The following is a 15,604-nucleotide window of genomic DNA, read 5'->3' on the forward strand; positions in this document are numbered from 1 at the left end:
GATGGTGTGCCAGAGTTCTGGTCATCGCAGTAACCGCTCAAAGTGGTTACACAGACTGAGGAGCCTGACCATGACCGCTGTCCGTTTTCACCTCGACTCCACGCTCGCCCCCGAGGCCGCCATGCGGGTGCTCACCGACTTCAGCCCGGCCCGCGCCGAGGCCTGGCCCACGATCGACGCCGACCACCTGACGGTCCACGCCCAGGGCGACAACTGGGCGGAGGTCACCGAGGGCACCGCGGCGGCCTGGGAGCGGGCCCGCTACGAGTGGGACGACGAGCGCGGCCGCGTCGACATCACGACACTGGACTCGAAGGTGTTCGGGCCCGGCGGTGGCTGGGTCTTCCAGGTCTCCCCCGCCGAGGACGGCAGCCGCATCGACGTCGAGCTGACCCGCCGGCCGGAGACCCTCCAGCGCAAGCTGCTCGCCGCCCTGCTGCCCCTTGTCGGCCCCGCCTCCCTCAGCAAGTCCTTCGCGGGCCCGCTGCAGGCCAAGTGACCCCCACCGCCCACCCCACCAGTACCCCAGAACCGGAGAACACCATGGAACTCAAGCTCGAGGTCGTCGTCCTGCCCGTCGCCGACGTGGACCGCGCCAAGGACTTCTACGCAGGGCTCGGCTGGCGTCTCGACGCCGACTTCGCCACCGAGCGCGGCCTGCGCGTCGTGCAGCTCACGCCGCCCGGGTCCGCCACCTCGATCATCTTCGGCGAGCACCTCACCGACGCGACGCCGGGCTCCGTGCGGGGCCTGCACCTCGTGGTCCGGGACATCGCCGCGGCCCGCGCCGAGCTCGTCGAGCGCGGCGCCGACGTCAGCGAGGTCTGGCACGACCAGGACGGCGTCTTCCACTGGGCAGGCACCGCGAACCGCGTGCCCGGCGCGCACCCGGAGCACGACAGCTACGCGTCCTTCGCGTCGTTCGCCGACCCGGACGGCAACGAGTGGGTGCTCCAGCAGATCATCGACCGTCTCCCGGGCCGATGAGCACCACACCGGACCCGAGGTCGAACGAGATCCTGCTCGACCTGCTCAGGCAGGCGGCCACGGCGCACGGCGTCCACGAGCAGGAGGAGCTGGGGGGCGTGTACGACGAGGGCTGGCCCGAGTGGTACGCCGAGCACATGACCCGCACCCTCGCGGAGCAGGGCTACCGCATCGTCCGCGCCGACGCACCCGCCGACACGCCCGGAGGAGCCGACGATGAGCCGGTCTGACGACGCCGGGGCGCTCGACCGCTCCGAGCGGCTGCTGAGCTCCGCCCCGCCGCACGCCGTCGAGCAGGTGCACGTCGCCGCCTTCGAGCGGCTGACCCCGGCGGAGCGGGAGGCCGTGTTCGAGCGGCTCTCCCGCACCGACGAGCCGCCCGCCGACCCCTCCGCCGCCGCCCTGGGCCGGGCGGCGGCGCGGGTGGAGGGCGGGCGGCGGGGCGCGCTCGCCCAGGCGCTCGGCACCGATGCGCCCGGGACGGCCCTGAGCAGCGCCGTGAGCGCCGCGATCCTCGGCGCGGTGGCCGCCTACGAGGCGTCGTCCGCGGCCTGGGAGGCCTGGGCCGCCGAGGGCGACGAGTTCTGACCGACCCAGAGGGCGTGCTCCCGCGCCGCCCACGACCGCCGGACGGACCCGGTGCGCATCCCGCGCCGGGCCTCCGGGTCGGCGGCCGCCTTGTACACGTGGCCGGCGACGACGACCACGAGGGCGTACGCGACGACGTCATGGACGAGCACGACGCCGGCCCGCGGGACGACGTCGAGCGCGAACTTGAACCACAGCAGCAGGCCGGTGCCGAGCATGACCAGGACGGCGCCGGCCAGCCAGGAGGCCCAGACCTTCTGGCCCGCGTTGAACTTGCCCGCGAACCTGCCGCGGTGCGCATCGGACGAGCCGAGGCTCGCGAGCCACCGGCGGTCGTGCCCGTCGAAGTGGTCGAGGCGGCGCAGGTCGGCCCGGAACGGGCCGGACCACAGGCCGAGCAGGACGGGCACGGGCAGCAGCAGCCCGGACCACTCGTGGACGGTCTCGACGAGGAGCCGCCGACCCACGAGCTGCGCGACCGGCGCCACGTACAGCGCGAGCGCGGTGAGCAGGCAGACCAGGAACAACAGCCCGGTCGCCCGGTGCACGGCCCGCTCGGCAGGGCTGAAGCGGAGCACGCGCTCAGGCACCGACGGGCTCCTCGCCGGGCAGCCACCCGTCCACGGGGTAGCCGTAGTCCTCCCAGTACCCCTGCTGGACCTCGCTGGTGACCTCGATCCCGGACAGCCACTTGGCCGACTTGTAGAAGTACATCGGCGCGACGAAGAGCCGCACCGGGCCGCCGCTGTCGTGCGGCACGGGCTCGTCGAACATGCGCAGCGCGACGACGACGTCCGCCCGGCGCGCCTGCTCCAGCGTGAGGCTCTCGGAGTAGGCGCCGTCGAAGCAGGTGAACCGCACCGCGGCGCCCTCGTCCCGCACGCCGGCGGCGTCCAGCAGGTCCCGCAGGAGCACGCCGGTGAACGGCACGTCGTCGACCTGCCAGCCGTCCGTGCAGACGGCGTCGTGCACCACCGTGTGCTGGGGCAGCGCCGCGAGCTGGTCGAGGGTGTACGTGGCGGGCCGGTCCACCAGCCCGCCGACGGTGAGCCGGTAGCTCGTCGCGTCCTGGCGCGGCACGGAGCCGACGACGCTGAAGTACCGGAACCCGCGGTCGTCCGGCACGGCCGCCGGCGCGACCCGGGACAGGGCCTGCCGCACACCGTCCCGCACGGCCGGTCCCACGGCCACGCCCGCGGCACCCAGGCCGAGCATCGCCAGCACGATCCGGCGGCCCACCGGCCGCCCGGGCCCGACGGCGTCGCCGGGCAGTCCTTTGTCGATCATGCCGCCCACCCTCGCCCGGCCGGGCCGGGCGGCGGACCAGGGTGCGGCCCTGGTCCATACCCTGGCGCCTAGGCGCTCCGCCGGACGGCGCCGCGGGCCCCCACCAGCGTCACCACGGCGACGACGGCGCACACGACCGCGGTCGTCAGCAGCCCGACCGCGAAGCTGGTGCCGGCCGCGATGAAGCCGACCACGAGCGACCCGATCCCGGTGCCGGTGTCGAAGCCGATGTTCCAGACGGCGCTGGCGACGCTGCGCTCCCGGTCGGGCACGGCTGCGAACGCGCTGACCAGCGTGAGGTTCTGCAGGCTGCCGTAGGAGACGCCGACGACGGTCATGCCCACGATCAGCCCCGCGGCACCGGGGCCCGAGCCGGTGAGCGACCAGGCGCACAGCACCAGGGCCGCCGCGCAGAGCGCCAGCAGGGGCGGGACGAAGCGGCGTGGCCCGTACCGGTCGGCCAGGCCGCCGACCAGCCAGCGGGACAGCGCCGCCGCGACCGTGAGGCCGAGCAGCCCGCCCATCGCGACGAGCGCGCCGTAGCCGAGCTGGGGCGCGAACGTGAGCAGCGCTCCCCCGGGGGTGGTGACGGCGAGCAGCACGAGCGAGGGCAGGGCCAGCGCGAGCAGCATGCGGCCCCGGCCGGGTGCCGCACCGTCGGGCACGTGCGGTGCGGCGCCGTGGCCGGTGGTGAGCAGGTCCAGCCGCCGGCCGAGGGCCACCGCGAACGGTACGGCGAGCGCGGGCAGGGCGCCGAGGACGAACACCACCCGGAAGTCGACGGACTCGGCGACCCAGGCCGCGCTCGGCGTGAGGAACACCTGGGGCGCCGCCACCGCGAGGCCGTAGACGCCGATCGCGCGGCCGCGCCGGGAGACGTCGACCAGCTCGGCGATCGCGGTCGCGCCGCACACGGTCACCACCGCGAACCCGGCGCCGCGCACGGCGGACGCCGCAAGGATCCACCCGAGCTGGTCGGTGAGCAGGAACGCCAGGGACGGGAGCCCGAGCAGCAGCACCCCGGCCACCAGCGTGGTGCGCCAGCCCAGGTGGCGCAGCGCCCAGGGCACGGTCGTCTGGAAGGCGACGGTGGCGAGCATGAGGACGGCGTTGACGAGCCCCGCGCCGCCCTCGTCGGCGCCACCGTGGGTGGCCCACAGGGGCGCCGTCGGCAGCAGGAGCGCGTAGCCCGCGAAGCCGAACAGCGACATCCAGACCAGGGCCCGGATCCCGGGCACCCGCAACACCGGCTGGCCGGGGTCGGCGGGGGCGCTCACGTGCGCCTCGGGCGCCGGGCCACCGCCCAGCGGAAGGCGTTCAGCAGGCGGTAGCTGCCGTCGGGACGGCGGAACGGCGCGGCGGCCTCGACCACCACGGGCGCCAGGTCCGCGACCGTCGCGTCGCCCTCGCCGAACAGGATGCCGCGCGCCAGGTCGTTCGCGTCGCGGGCGGTCCACGGGACCGGCACCACGCCGTGGTTGAGCACGGCCCAGCCCGCGTCGGCGAGCACGGCGGCGAGCCCGCCCGGCAGGCGGAGCGGGCCGTCCTCGGGGGGCTCCTCGTCGTCGGCCTCCGCGAGCGCCACGTTGATCGCGTCGAGGTCGTTCCGGGTCCGGTCGGCCCAGCCGGCCAGGCCGACGACGCCGTCCGGCGTCAGCACGCGGGCGAGCTCGGCCAGGGCGTCGTCCACGTCGTCGGCGAACTGGACCGCGTTCACGGCGAGCACGGCGTCGAAGGCGCCGTCGTCGAACGGGAGGTGCTCGGCCTCGCCGAGGCGTACGTCGGCGCCGACGGCGCGGGCCCGCGCGAGCTCGACCATCCGGCCCGCCGGGTCGACGCCGCTCGCCCGCGCGCCCTGGTCCTGGAGGTGTTCGAGCAGCTCGCCGCTGCCGCAGCCGACGTCGAGCACCCGGCTGCCGGGCCCGATCCCCGCCGTGTCCAGGAGCGGGGCCCAGACCGGGCGCGCGAAGGTGCCCCAGTACCGGCCCCAGTCGTCGGCGACGGCGGACCAGGGGTCGTCGGGGGCGGCGGGCATGCGGCGACAGTAGCCGAGGAACGGCCAATCTTTCTGGTGAAGAATTTTCACCCCGCAGACGACCCGTAAGAAGTACATTTCGGGCATGCCGCGGATGGTCAGGACCTCCAGCAGGTGGCGCGAGGCCCTGCCCACGCTCGGTGTGGGCTCCCTCGTCGTCGCGTCCGTCGTGGGCGCGGTCGCCGCCGAGCTCGTACCCGCCGACGCACCGCCGTTGCTGCTGGTCCTGGCGACCGTGGGCGGGCTGGCCGTGGGCCTCGTCGCCGAGCACCTCCTCGGGCTGTTCCTGGAGATGCGCACGCGCCGGCTCGCGGCGGCCCAGGTGGTCGAGGGTCTGCGGGCACGAACGCCCGAGGGTTTCGCGGCGCTGCTCTCGCCGCACCACGACGAGCCGATCGTCCCGTTCCTGGGACGGGACGGTCTCCTGGAACGGCTGGTGCGCTGGTGCACCCAGCCGGGCACCACCCCGTTCCGGCTCATCACCGGCCCCGGCGGCGTCGGGAAGACCCGGGTGGCCCACGAGCTGCAGCGGCGTCTGCGGGCACTCGGCACCGGGTGGGAGCGCCTCTTCCTGGCCCCCGAGCAGGACAGCCGGCCCGGCGCCGTCGCCGCCCTGCGCCAGCACGCCAGGGACCGGCCGGTGCTGGTCGTCGTCGACTACGCGGAGAACCGGCCCGGCCTGCGCGACTTCCTCACCGACGCCTACGAGGACTTCGGCGACGGCGGCGAGATCCGGGTGCTCATGCTGGCCCGCACCGCGGGCAACTGGTGGGACACCCTGACCGCCGTGCCCGGCGATCTCGGCGCCGCCCTGGCCCGGGGTTACGGCGACGCCGACCTCGACGCCCTCGACGCCGACCCGCAGGAGGTGTTCGACGCCGCGGCCCTCGCGTTCGCCCGCGACCTGGGCGTCGCCGTCCCGGAGCGGCGGCTGAGCGGCGCCGCCGGGCAGAAGCGGGTGCTCGACGTGACGGCCGCGGCCCTCGTGGCGGTGCTGAGCACCATGGGGCGCCTCGGACGGCCAGGCGTCGTCGAGAACGTCACCACCGCCGACGTCTTCGACGAGCTGCTCCGCCACGAGACGACGACCTACTGGGCCGCCACGGCCGCGGAGGTCGGCATCGCCCACCGCCTCACCGTCGCGATGCGACAGGCCCTCGTCGCCGCGGTCACGCTGCTCGGCGCAGAGGACGAGGCGGCGACCGTCGCGCTGACCCGGCGGGTGCTGAGCGCCTTCACCGAGGACGTCCACCCCGACCCTCGGGCGACCGCGACCTGGCTGCGCAAGACCTACACCCCCGCTGACCCACGGCAGTGGGTCGGCCCGCTCACCCCGGACCGCGTCGCCGAGCACCTCGTCGTCCGGGTCCTGACGCAGGGCCGCCGTGCGGAGCGGCTGACCGCGGCGCTGCTGGAGAACCTCAGCGCCACCCAGGCGGCCCAGGCGATGACGGTCCTGTCCCGGGCGGCCACCGACCCTGCCCGGGACGAGGACCAGCAGGAGCGGGTGCGCTCGCTGGCCGACCACCTCGCCGCGCACCTGCCCGGCACCCCGGACGCCCACGCAGCCACCCTCGCGGCGGTACCGCACCCCTCGGTGCGGATGGCGCCCACCGCCGCCCTGCTCGCCCGCCGGCACGTCGAGCTGCTCGACGAGGGCGACGGCGGGGCCGACGCCGGCGCCGAGCCCGACGAGCAGCTCGCCGCGTCGCTGTCGACGCTCGGCACCAGGCTGTCCGCGGTGGGACACCCGGGCGACGGGCTGCCGCCCACGCTGCGGGCGGTGTGGATCTACGAGCGCCTGGCGGCGGACGCCCCCGGCCGGTTCGAGCCGCAGCTGGCCAGGACGCTGATCGACCTAGGCAACCGGCACTCCGACGTCGGACACCCCGGTGCCGCGCTCGACGCGACACGACGGGCAGCCGAGATCTACGAACGTCTGGTGGCGGACGACCGCAGCCGGTTCGAGCCGGGGCTCGCGAGGGCGCTGACCGACCTCGGCAGGAGACATGCCGACCTCGGGCGCCCCGGGGACGCGCTCGGCACGACCCTGGCGGCGGCCGAGATCTACGAGCGGCTGGCGGCGTCCGACCGCGACCGGTTCCAGCCCGACCTCGCGGACGTGCTGTCCGACCTCGGCGTCTGGTACGGCCAGCTCGAGCGGCAGCGGGACGGCGTGCACGTGACCATGCGGGCGCTGCGGATCCGCGAGCAGCTCGCGCAGTCCAACCCCGACCGGTTCCTGCCCGGTCTGGCGACGACGCTGTCCCACCTCGACACCTGGAGCTGGCAGCGCGGCGGGAGGGGCTCGGAGGCCCCTGCGGAACGAGCGGTCAAGATCTTCGAACGGCTGGCGCAGTCGAGCCCGGACCGGTTCGAACCCGATCTCGCGAGGGCGTTGTCCCGCCTCGGCGGCTGGTACTCGCGCACGGAGATGCTGGGTGACGCGCCGCCCCCGACCCAGCGGGCGGTCGAGATCTTCCGGCGGCTCGCCCTGTCCAACCCCGACCGGTTCGAGCCAGACCACGCCAGGACGCTGTCCGACCTCGGCGTGCGGTACTCCGAGGTCGGCAATGCCGCTGCCGGCCTGCCCCTCATCGAACAGGCCGTACGCATCCTCGAACGGCTGGCCCGGTCGAACCCCGACCGGGTCGAGCCTGACCTCGCGGACACGCTGTCCCGGCTCGGCGACACGCTCGCCGGGCTGAGCCGGCCGGGCGACGCGCTCGCCGTCCGGGAACGGGCCGTCCGGATCCTGCAGGGCTGCCACGACCGAGGGCTGGTGCACGTGCGCGACCGGCTGCTGGACCGCCTGGACCGGCTGGCCGCGATCCAGGCAGGACTGGGCGACGACGGCGCGGCGCGGGCTCTCCGCGCGCGTGCCGCGGCACTGCGCCAGGAGCCGCCCCGACCGCGCTAGGAGCCCAGCCCGCCCGCGACCTCCCGGAGCGCCCGGACCACGGCGGCCACGCCCGCCGCGCGGTCCGGGCGGGTGATGGCGACCGCGGCCCGGCCGAGGCAGGCCGGGTCGTCGACCCGGACCGTCACGACGCCGGCGGGGACGGCAGGGACGGCGAGCTCGGGCACCGTGGTGATGCCGAGCCCGGCGGCGACCAGCCCGAGGCGGGCGGGCCACTCGCGCACCGCGTGCACGACCCGGGGCGCGGGCAGCGTGGGCCACGCGCCGAACTGCGGGTCGCCGCGCAGCCCCTTGCCGACGATCCATCCCTCCCCGGCCAGCTCCGCGACCGGGACCTGGTCGCGGCCCGCGAAGCGGTGGTCGCGCGACACCGCGACCAGGGAACGGCCGTCCGCGAGGTGGTCGCGGCGCAGCCCGTCGAGGTCGTAGGCGGGCAGGTCGGCGCCCATGCCGATGACCGCCACGTCGATGCGGCCCGCACGGAGCTGCCGGAGCTGGGTGGGGGTCGACGCCTCGTGCAGGTCGACCGTCAGGCCCGGGTGCCGCTCCCGGACGAGGGCGACGGCGCGCGGCGCGAGCACCCAGGTCGCCGTCGGGAAGGCGCCGAGCACCACCCGGCCGCCCAGGGTGTCGGCCAGGCCCGCGAGGTCCTTGCCCACGGCGTCCAGCTCGGCGAGCACCACCGCGGCCCGGCGCGCCACCAGCGTGCCCGCCGGGGTGGGGACCACGCCGCGCGCGCCCCGCAGGAACAAGGGCACGCCCGCGGCGGCCTCGGCAGCGGCCACCTGACGCGACACCGCGGACTGGGTGTACCCGAGCAGGTCGGCCGTCGCGGTGAAGGACCCGGTGCCGACGACGGCGTGGACCACGCGCAGCGCGGTGACGGTGAGCTCGGCCATGGACCCATCATGAGCCATGCGTCAGACGCATGTCTTGTGTGCCGAAGAGTCGCTGGTGGAATGGCTCGGCGCGGCGCACGCTGGAGGCATGCACACCACATGGTTCATCACCGGAGCAAGCAAGGGGCTCGGCCGCGAGTGGGCCGAGGCCGCCCTCGGACGCGGCGACCACGTCACCGCGACCGCGCGGGACGTGTCCGCGCTGGAGCCCCTGACCAGCACGTACGGCGAGGCCGTGCTGGCCCTCCCCCTCGACGTCACCGACCGGCCCGCCGTGCAGGCCGCCGTCGACCGCGCCGTCGAGCGTTTCGGCCGGCTCGACGTGGTGGTCAACAACGCGGGCTACGGCCAGGTCGGCATGGTCGAGGAGGTGACCGAGCAGGAGCTGCGCGCCCAGCTCGAGACCAACTTCTTCGGCACGGTCTGGGTCACTCAGGCGGTCCTGCCGGTCCTGCGCGCGCAGGGTTCGGGCAGGATCCTGCAGGTCACCAGCGAGGGCGGCGTCCGCGCCTACCCGGGGTTCGGCGCCTACCACGCGTCCAAGTGGGCGGTCGAGGGACTGTCCGAGGCCCTGGCGCAGGAGGTGGCGCCGTTCGGCATCCACGTCACGAACGTCGAGCCCGGCCCGTACGCGACGGGGTTCGGCGCCGGGATCCGCGCCAGCGCGGAGCACCCGGACTACGCCGAGGCCCGGGTCGTCACGGCCCCCGAGTTCGAGCTCGGGGACCCGCGCGCCACGCGCGACGCGCTGCTGCGGATCGTGGACGCCGAGCGACCGCCGCTGCACGTCTTCCTCGGCAAGCCGCTCGCCGACGTCGAGCAGATCTACGCCGAGCGTCTGCGGACCTGGCGCGAGTGGGAGCCGGTGGCGCTGGGGGCGTTCGGGGCCTGAGCCCCGAACGCCCGCGGGCGGGTCAGAGGACGCGCTGCGCCTTGGTCAGGTTCTCCCGGAGCTCCTCCGCGTTCTGCCGGGAGACGTAGGCCGGGCGGTCGCGCTCGAAGCGCCAGGACTCGCTGAGCGGGCCGGCGCTGACGGTGTCGAAGCCCGCCTCGTCGTAGAGCCGCGTCACGAGCTCGACGGCCTCGGGGAAGTCGCTCGCCGTGGCCAGGGCGCGGCGGTTCGGGGTGCCGGCCGGTGTCCCGTCGGTGGTGATCGTCGGCGCCGTGATCTGTGTCAGTAGCGCGTGATCGACACAGAGAGGCACCCCCATGCGATTCCTCGCTCGCTTCATCACCGTGCTGGCCGTCATGCTGGCCACCGCCGCCTCAGCTCCACCTGCCATAGCAGCAGGATGCACCACAGCCGACGGCGCTCGCGGCAGTTACGTCTGGATCAAGAGCCCCACGACGATCGACGGCCTGACCAAGGGCAAGACGCTGCCCGCCGGCACCCGCCTGTGCAGGTCCGCCGACCAGTTCGTGAACGCGCAGCTCGTCGAGAGCCGGGACGGGCTGATCAGGGTCACCAAGCGCACGCCCAACATGGGCGGTCCCTACGGCTCGGCCGGGCGGGCGCACGCCGACGCCGCGAAGGCACTGGCCAAGAAGTACGGCGCGGTGCTGCAGTTCTCCGCGGCCGACGAGGTCGGGCGCGTCGGCTACGTCACGAAGTCCGGGGCAATGCTCACGGGCAACTACACCCCCGGCGGCGAGCGGGCGCCCGGTCAGGGCCTGATCCGGATTGGCAACGGCGGCGACAACATGTCCGTCGCCGGCAAGGGGAACAACTGGTTCAGGAAGTACCTGCTGGACGTGGCTCGCCACGAGATCGCGCACTCCGAGATCGAGCAGCGCTGCGGCACCACCCGGCCGCCCGTCGCCGGCGGCGACAAGGTGCGGACGTCGACCGGGAAGCCCGTCTACGAGCACGTGACGGAGGCATACGCCGTGCTGTACCTCGGCGCCGGCACATCGACCCGGGACGGCTACGGGTACTCGAAGGCGTGGGACGTCCCGCGCGCGAAGGCGATCCGCGCTGGCAACTGCGGCTGAGATCGCCGGAGGGCGTGGATCATGTATCGAGCGAACAACGACCAGGAGGCAACCAAGGTGCGACAGGTGAACGACCTGAACGAAGCGGAGCCCCGCGTGGGGACCCTGTACGTGGGCCAGGGCGGCGACGCCGTCATCATCGACCAGACTACGTACGACCTCGTGGCCGCCTCCGGAGCGTTCAACGCCCACGGTCGCGCCCTGGGCGCCACGGTGAGCGTCCGGGACCCGGAGCGCAACGGCCCCGACGTGGTCTTCGAGGGGTCGCTGTTCAAGGCCGCCGGCATCCTCACGTCGGGCGCGTACCGCGTGATGTACGACGACGGATCCGACACCTGGGTGCCCGTCGACGACGCCGGCCAGGTCGCCGTCATCGACGCCTCCCGGCTCCCCTGACCCTTCACCACCACGGCGCCCCGCCCGTCCGCACGGACGACGCGGGGCGCCGTTCGTGTGTCCTGGTTCACACCGAACCCTTGACGAGGGCCACAGACCATGGTGATTCTTGTCGGGCTGTCACCCCTGTTTTCGAGCAATGGAGATCGCCATGCGCGTACGTTTCCTCGGCAAGGACCCGCAGTCCGGCAAGGACGGGTCGCCCACGCTGTTCGCCACGGACCGGACCGACCGGGAGACCTTCCTCGTCCAGGGCTGGAAGGTGACCGACAGCGAAGCGCTGGCCGGCGTCGGCCAGATCCCCGGCCACGAGGACATCGTCGAGGTGCCCGTCGAGATCCTGGAGATGTACATCGCCCACAAGGAGCGGGAGGCGCAGTCCTGAGCGACCTGATCCCCATCGGGCCCCGATGGCGTGAGCTGTTCGAAACCTTCGAGCACACCGCCTTCCGGCTGGAGGTGCGCGACACGTATAACGTGCCGAGCGAGCAGGAGCCGCTGCACCAGCTCCTGGACGACGGCGTCGAAGACGCCCGCTGGCTCGACGACTGGGTGCTCGACATCCGCGCGGCGACGGCGGCCGGACGTCGGTTCCACCGGGTCCGCGTGGTCTCGCTGCCTCTGACCCGCTACAGCCGGTTCGGGCTGACCTACGCGAAGTACAACAACGACGCCGGCGAGGACATCCGGTACCTCGCTCGCGACGACGCCCAAGGGCTGCCCGAGTTCGACTACTGGCTGTTCGACTCGCGGACCGTAGCGAGGATGCACTTCGGCGACCAGGACCGGCTGCTCGGCTTCGAGCTCGTCGACGACCCGGCCGTGATCGTCGAGCTCAACTACCAGCGCGACGCCGCCTGGCACCGCGCGACAACGAGAGATGAATTTGCCGCGCGACACATTGACCAGCGGTGACATCGGCGAAGCTCGCAACGAGCTCGCCGCGCGGCTGCGCGGACTGAGACGAGCTGCTGGCCTGACAGGCCAGCAGCTCGCTCTGTCGCTGTCGTGGCAGCCGTCGAAGGTCTCCAAGATCGAGCACGCGAAGCAGACACCGTCCGACAACGACATCCGGGCCTGGTGCCGGGCCGCGAGCGCCGTGCACGAGACGGATGACCTGCTGGCCGCGCTCCACCAGGTGGAGACTCGGCACGCGGAGTGGCGCCGGGTGCTGCGTGGTGGGCACGCCGCGTTCCAGGACCATCACGCGGTCACTGAGGAGCCGGGGCGGGTCTTCCGGGGGTTCTGCCCTGTGTTCGTGCCGGGGCTGTTGCAGACGCCCGACTATGCGCGTGCTCGGTTCGTGGAGAGCGCGAAGCAATTCGGGGCGAGTCAGCACCTGGACAGCGCGGTGGCCGCTCGGATGCGGCGCCAGGAGATCCTGACGCGGCCGGGCAAGGTGTTCCGGATCGTGATCACCGAAGCGACGTTGCTCTACTCGCTGTGCCCACCGCAGGTGATGCTCGACCAGATCGGTCGCCTGATCTCGTTCTCGCTGCTGCCGAACGTGCGCCTGGGCGTGCTCGGGTTCGACACGTTCTGCCCAGTGGCTCCGCAGCATGGCTTCTGGGTCCAGGACGACGACCTCGTCACGGTGGAGACGTTCTCCGCCGAGCTCAACCTCGCGCAGCCGCGCGAGATCGAGCTGTACACGAACATCTTCGAGACGCTGGCTCTGGCCGCGAGTTACGAGCGCCGCGCGCGGGATTTGCTCGACGGCGCAATGGAGAAGGTTGCCGCCCGGATCGGCGATCAGGCCGAGCAATTTTGAGCAATCTTGTCGCCAGGTGTGACCGGCGTCTCTAGCGTCCCGTGCATGACGTCAGCGACCCCGTACCGAACCGTGCGACAGATCGACCTCACCGGGCCGGCGCTCGTCGCGAGCGACATCGACGGAACCCTGCTGCGGACCGGGGAGCCTGCCTCCCCGGCCGTCCGGCAGGCGGTGAGCGCCGTCGTTGGGGCCGGTCACCACTTCATCCCCGCCACGGGTCGATCGCTGGTCGGTACGGTGCCGGTGGGCCTGCAGCTCGGCCTCGACGACACCACGATCGTCGCGAGCAACGGCGCGATCACCGCGCACCTGTTCCGGGACCGGTACGAGATTGTCGAGCAGCACGACGTCGACGCCGAGACGGCGATCAGCGTGGCGCTCGGGGAGTCGCCGTCCCTGCTGGTCGCCGGCGAGGTCGTCGGAGCCGGCTGGCGGGTCAGCGCACCCTTCCCCACGGCCAAGCTCAACGGCACCCAGTACGTCCGACCCATGAGCGAGTTCGTGAACAACGCGACGCCGCGACTCGTCTTCCACGGGCCGGGTGCCAACAGGATCGTGCCCGCCCTGCAGGCGTACGGCTTCACCGCGATCGCCACGCGGCTCGACTGGGTCGACGTGATGGGACGCGGCGTGTCCAAGGCGGCGGCGGTGGAGAAGGTGCGGGTGCAGCTGGGAGTCGACGAGCACGACACGATGGCGATCGGCGACGGCGAGAACGACGTCGAGATGTTGCAGTGGGCCGCGTGTGGCGTAGCGATGGGCCACGCGCCCGCCTTCGTCATCGCGGCAGCCGACTACCGCACCGGCAGCCTGGACGAGGAGGGCGCCGCGAACGCCCTGTGGTCGTTGCTGGCCTGACTAGCGGGGCACGACGTCGGCGCGGCGGAGCCAGGTCGTGGGCGTCTTGCGCCGCGGGTCGTCGACGAGGACCTCTGCGACGAGCTCGCCGTCGACGATCGCCCAGCTCGTCGCGATCGTGTCGCGCCACTGCTCGCCGTCGGTCTGCCAGACGAACCGTACGGCGACCATCGGCGGCTCGGGCCACGTCCGCCGGGCGCTCTCCGGGGGCACAGGCACGGAGTTCATGAGCAGCTGCCACGGGACCCGGCGGGCGCGCGTCTCGGGCGCCGTTGGGCGGCGCTGGGCGTAACCGATCATGCCGCCAGTATGCAACACGTGTTCGAATCTGCCCACCGATGCGCCGCCTACCGCCGTTCGATCACGGCGTTGGCCCAGAGCCACGCGGACTCCAGGTTGCCCGCCCGGTCGACGAAGCGGAACCGGACCGCCTTGCGGGTGTACGCGACGACGTCGCCGTCGACCTGCTTCCAGTCGCCACCAACGAGCTCGACCCATGCACGCACCGGGATGGGCCGCTCGGGCTGGACGATCTTCGCCGTCCCGAGACCGTAGACCTTGGCCGGCATCGATCGCGGTTGGTCCGGCCATGACGTCTTGCCCCGTGGTGCACTCACACCCCCGAATATAGAACGTTCGTTCGATAGATCCAGGCCGATCGTCCGGTTCACCCTCTCTCGCCTTGTCAATTAGCAAGGCTTCCGGTAGTCTTATCTTGTCAACGAGAGAGGAGGTGGAGAAGATGGACAAGGACCTACGGAAGATCGTCCGGGCGCTGGAGGCCCAGGGCTTCGAGGTGAAGATCACGAAGCGCAGCATGGTCGCCGTGTACCGCGATGGAGAGTTCGTCGCGATGTTCGGCGCCAACGCCAGCGACTGGCGGGCGATCCGTAACGGCCTGGCCGCGCTCAAGCGGGCCGGGTTCCAGTGGCCGCCCCGGCGGTAACAACTGGGCCGGGGGTGGGAGACAGAGCTAGTGCCTCCCACCCCCGGTGGTCCTCCATCGTCCCACCACGACGCGGCATTACCCACCCATCACGGAGAATCCCATGACCCAGTACAACGCAAGGATCGAGTACCAGACCCGTGACCACGTGCTCGCAGAGCACCTGGTCGCCGTCCTCCACGACCACCACGCCGCCGCCGGCCGCAGCCCGCGCGGCTTCCTCGAGGTCACGATCACGCTGCCGGCCGAGTCCCTTCGGCAGGCCACCGTGACCGCCCTCGCCCTCGCCGACGCCGCCCTGGCCGTCGAGGTCCTCGGCTTCGAGGTCCTGCCCACCGACGAATACGACGCGCGTATCGGCCTCGCGCACCTGCCCGAGCTGGTCTCGGTCACCGAGGCCGCCGAGCGGCTCAGGGTTAGCCGGCAGGCGGTGCTGCAGCGCCTGGAGTCCGGGTCGCTGCTCGGCCAGAAGGTCGGCAAGACCTGGGTCGTGCCCGCGGACGCCCTGCTCACGCCCGAGGAGCGCCGCGAGCACTTCGAGGCCGACCGTGCCGTGCAGCTCGCCGCGGCGCCGGCCATGCAGCAGAAGCCCCGCCCCTGACCATGACGGAGGACAGCATGACCACCCAGCCCGATCACGCCGGCGAGCTCGCCGACGTCGACGTGGCCGCCTACGCGGCGGACGACCGGATGTTCGGCCCGGAGGACAGCGAGCCGGAGGAGGCGACGCCCATGGACCAGTGGTTCCGCAACGGGCGCGCCGGCCTGTGATCGCCCGGCCTTCACCCCGGGTTTCCCGAGCATTCGTCGGGTCACGCCCGTAGCGTGGAGGTGCCCCGGCGTCGCGGGGCAGCCCTCGAAGAGAGACGAGGGACCGGTCCGACGACGAAAGCGCCCCACCCCGCGTGAGCGGGGTGGGGCG

At 73.1% G+C, this 15,604-nt stretch carries 22 protein-coding genes and 1 pseudogene; 15 read left to right on the forward strand and 8 right to left on the reverse strand.

Going from position 1 to position 15,604, the window contains the following annotated elements:
- The first annotated feature begins 70 nt into the window (after positions 1-70).
- From ACZ7LE_RS15225 to ACZ7LE_RS15240, 4 genes are read left to right on the forward strand one after another with little or no spacing between them, the layout of a single operon-like run.
- A complete protein-coding gene (locus ACZ7LE_RS15225; protein WP_470404087.1) occupies positions 71-499 on the forward strand; it encodes a hypothetical protein in 429 nt (142 codons plus the stop codon).
- A 44-nt stretch (positions 500-543) separates the two neighbouring features.
- Positions 544-987 carry a VOC family protein gene (locus ACZ7LE_RS15230; RefSeq protein ID WP_470404088.1) on the forward strand — a complete coding sequence of 148 codons (444 nt, stop codon included), beginning with the start codon at positions 544-546 and terminating at the stop codon, positions 985-987.
- Positions 984-1,217, forward strand: coding sequence for a hypothetical protein (locus tag ACZ7LE_RS15235; RefSeq protein ID WP_470404089.1), 234 nt, complete (start codon positions 984-986; stop codon positions 1,215-1,217). The genes ACZ7LE_RS15230 and ACZ7LE_RS15235 overlap by 4 nt, the downstream gene beginning before the upstream one ends.
- Positions 1,204-1,575 (forward strand): hypothetical protein, encoded by a 372-nt coding sequence (locus tag ACZ7LE_RS15240; protein ID WP_470404090.1) that lies wholly within the window; start codon positions 1,204-1,206, stop codon positions 1,573-1,575. The genes ACZ7LE_RS15235 and ACZ7LE_RS15240 overlap by 14 nt, the downstream gene beginning before the upstream one ends.
- On the opposite strand, the gene ACZ7LE_RS15245 is transcribed toward ACZ7LE_RS15240, so the two are convergent.
- The 4 genes from ACZ7LE_RS15245 to ACZ7LE_RS15260 all read right to left on the reverse strand — a co-directional run bounded on the left by ACZ7LE_RS15245 (position 1,518) and on the right by ACZ7LE_RS15260 (position 4,897).
- On the reverse strand, positions 1,518-2,165 hold the full coding sequence (locus ACZ7LE_RS15245) for a cytochrome b/b6 domain-containing protein (RefSeq protein WP_470404091.1): 648 nt from the start codon (positions 2,163-2,165) through the stop codon (positions 1,518-1,520). The genes ACZ7LE_RS15240 and ACZ7LE_RS15245 overlap by 58 nt on opposite strands.
- The gene (locus ACZ7LE_RS15250) at positions 2,158-2,862 is read right to left on the reverse strand and encodes a molybdopterin-dependent oxidoreductase (protein ID WP_470404092.1); all 705 of its coding nucleotides are present in this window, start codon (positions 2,860-2,862) and stop codon (positions 2,158-2,160) included. The genes ACZ7LE_RS15245 and ACZ7LE_RS15250 overlap by 8 nt, the downstream gene beginning before the upstream one ends.
- A 68-nt stretch (positions 2,863-2,930) precedes the next feature.
- Positions 2,931-4,139, reverse strand: coding sequence for an MFS transporter (locus ACZ7LE_RS15255; protein WP_470404093.1), 1,209 nt, complete (start codon positions 4,137-4,139; stop codon positions 2,931-2,933).
- A complete protein-coding gene (locus ACZ7LE_RS15260; RefSeq protein ID WP_470404094.1) occupies positions 4,136-4,897 on the reverse strand; it encodes a class I SAM-dependent methyltransferase in 762 nt (253 codons plus the stop codon). Before ACZ7LE_RS15260 ends, ACZ7LE_RS15255 begins: the two co-directional genes overlap by 4 nt.
- Positions 4,898-4,982: 85 nt before the next feature.
- Between ACZ7LE_RS15260 and ACZ7LE_RS15265 the strand changes: the two genes are divergently transcribed.
- A complete protein-coding gene (locus ACZ7LE_RS15265; RefSeq protein WP_470404095.1) occupies positions 4,983-7,817 on the forward strand; it encodes a tetratricopeptide repeat protein in 2,835 nt (944 codons plus the stop codon).
- Here ACZ7LE_RS15265 and ACZ7LE_RS15270 read toward each other — a convergent pair.
- Complete coding sequence (locus ACZ7LE_RS15270) at positions 7,814-8,716, reverse strand: LysR family transcriptional regulator (protein ID WP_470404096.1); 903 nt, start codon at positions 8,714-8,716, stop codon at positions 7,814-7,816. The genes ACZ7LE_RS15265 and ACZ7LE_RS15270 overlap by 4 nt on opposite strands.
- Positions 8,717-8,804: 88 nt before the next feature.
- Between ACZ7LE_RS15270 and ACZ7LE_RS15275 the strand changes: the two genes are divergently transcribed.
- Entirely contained in the window at positions 8,805-9,608 is an 804-nt protein-coding gene (locus ACZ7LE_RS15275) for an SDR family NAD(P)-dependent oxidoreductase (protein WP_470404097.1), read from the forward strand.
- A 22-nt stretch (positions 9,609-9,630) separates the two neighbouring features.
- Here ACZ7LE_RS15275 and ACZ7LE_RS15280 read toward each other — a convergent pair.
- Positions 9,631-9,885, reverse strand: a pseudogene (locus ACZ7LE_RS15280) (NADP oxidoreductase); the annotation flags it as partial.
- 40 nt (positions 9,886-9,925) lie between these two features.
- Here ACZ7LE_RS15280 and ACZ7LE_RS15285 point away from each other — a divergent pair.
- From ACZ7LE_RS15285 to ACZ7LE_RS15310, 6 genes are all read left to right on the forward strand, one after another.
- Complete coding sequence (locus tag ACZ7LE_RS15285; protein ID WP_470404098.1) at positions 9,926-10,708, forward strand: hypothetical protein; 783 nt, start codon at positions 9,926-9,928, stop codon at positions 10,706-10,708.
- 66 nt (positions 10,709-10,774) lie between these two features.
- Positions 10,775-11,104 carry a hypothetical protein gene (locus tag ACZ7LE_RS15290; protein ID WP_470404099.1) on the forward strand — a complete coding sequence of 110 codons (330 nt, stop codon included), beginning with the start codon at positions 10,775-10,777 and terminating at the stop codon, positions 11,102-11,104.
- A 151-nt stretch (positions 11,105-11,255) separates the two neighbouring features.
- Entirely contained in the window at positions 11,256-11,489 is a 234-nt protein-coding gene (locus ACZ7LE_RS15295; protein WP_470404100.1) for a hypothetical protein, read from the forward strand.
- 74 nt (positions 11,490-11,563) lie between these two features.
- Positions 11,564-12,019, forward strand: coding sequence for a DUF6879 family protein (locus ACZ7LE_RS15300; RefSeq protein WP_470404101.1), 456 nt, complete (start codon positions 11,564-11,566; stop codon positions 12,017-12,019).
- Positions 11,985-12,875 carry a helix-turn-helix domain-containing protein gene (locus ACZ7LE_RS15305; protein WP_470404102.1) on the forward strand — a complete coding sequence of 297 codons (891 nt, stop codon included), beginning with the start codon at positions 11,985-11,987 and terminating at the stop codon, positions 12,873-12,875. The genes ACZ7LE_RS15300 and ACZ7LE_RS15305 overlap by 35 nt, the downstream gene beginning before the upstream one ends.
- A 45-nt stretch (positions 12,876-12,920) precedes the next feature.
- Positions 12,921-13,736, forward strand: a complete 816-nt coding sequence (locus tag ACZ7LE_RS15310; RefSeq protein WP_470404103.1) for an HAD family hydrolase — start codon at positions 12,921-12,923, stop codon at positions 13,734-13,736.
- On the opposite strand, the gene ACZ7LE_RS15315 is transcribed toward ACZ7LE_RS15310, so the two are convergent.
- Both ACZ7LE_RS15315 and ACZ7LE_RS15320 read right to left on the reverse strand, forming a co-directional pair.
- A complete protein-coding gene (locus ACZ7LE_RS15315; RefSeq protein ID WP_470404104.1) occupies positions 13,737-14,036 on the reverse strand; it encodes a hypothetical protein in 300 nt (99 codons plus the stop codon).
- A 47-nt stretch (positions 14,037-14,083) separates the two neighbouring features.
- Complete coding sequence (locus ACZ7LE_RS15320; protein ID WP_470404105.1) at positions 14,084-14,353, reverse strand: hypothetical protein; 270 nt, start codon at positions 14,351-14,353, stop codon at positions 14,084-14,086.
- A 125-nt stretch (positions 14,354-14,478) separates the two neighbouring features.
- Between ACZ7LE_RS15320 and ACZ7LE_RS15325 the strand changes: the two genes are divergently transcribed.
- The 3 genes from ACZ7LE_RS15325 to ACZ7LE_RS15335 all read left to right on the forward strand — a co-directional run bounded on the left by ACZ7LE_RS15325 (position 14,479) and on the right by ACZ7LE_RS15335 (position 15,453).
- Positions 14,479-14,682 (forward strand): hypothetical protein, encoded by a 204-nt coding sequence (locus tag ACZ7LE_RS15325; protein ID WP_470404106.1) that lies wholly within the window; start codon positions 14,479-14,481, stop codon positions 14,680-14,682.
- Between the two features lie 103 nt (positions 14,683-14,785).
- Positions 14,786-15,283, forward strand: a complete 498-nt coding sequence (locus ACZ7LE_RS15330) for a helix-turn-helix domain-containing protein (protein WP_470404107.1) — start codon at positions 14,786-14,788, stop codon at positions 15,281-15,283.
- Between the two features lie 17 nt (positions 15,284-15,300).
- A complete protein-coding gene (locus ACZ7LE_RS15335; RefSeq protein WP_470404108.1) occupies positions 15,301-15,453 on the forward strand; it encodes a hypothetical protein in 153 nt (50 codons plus the stop codon).
- Positions 15,454-15,604 lie beyond the last annotated feature (151 nt).

Source organism: Promicromonospora sp. NPDC110617, from assembly GCF_055598465.1.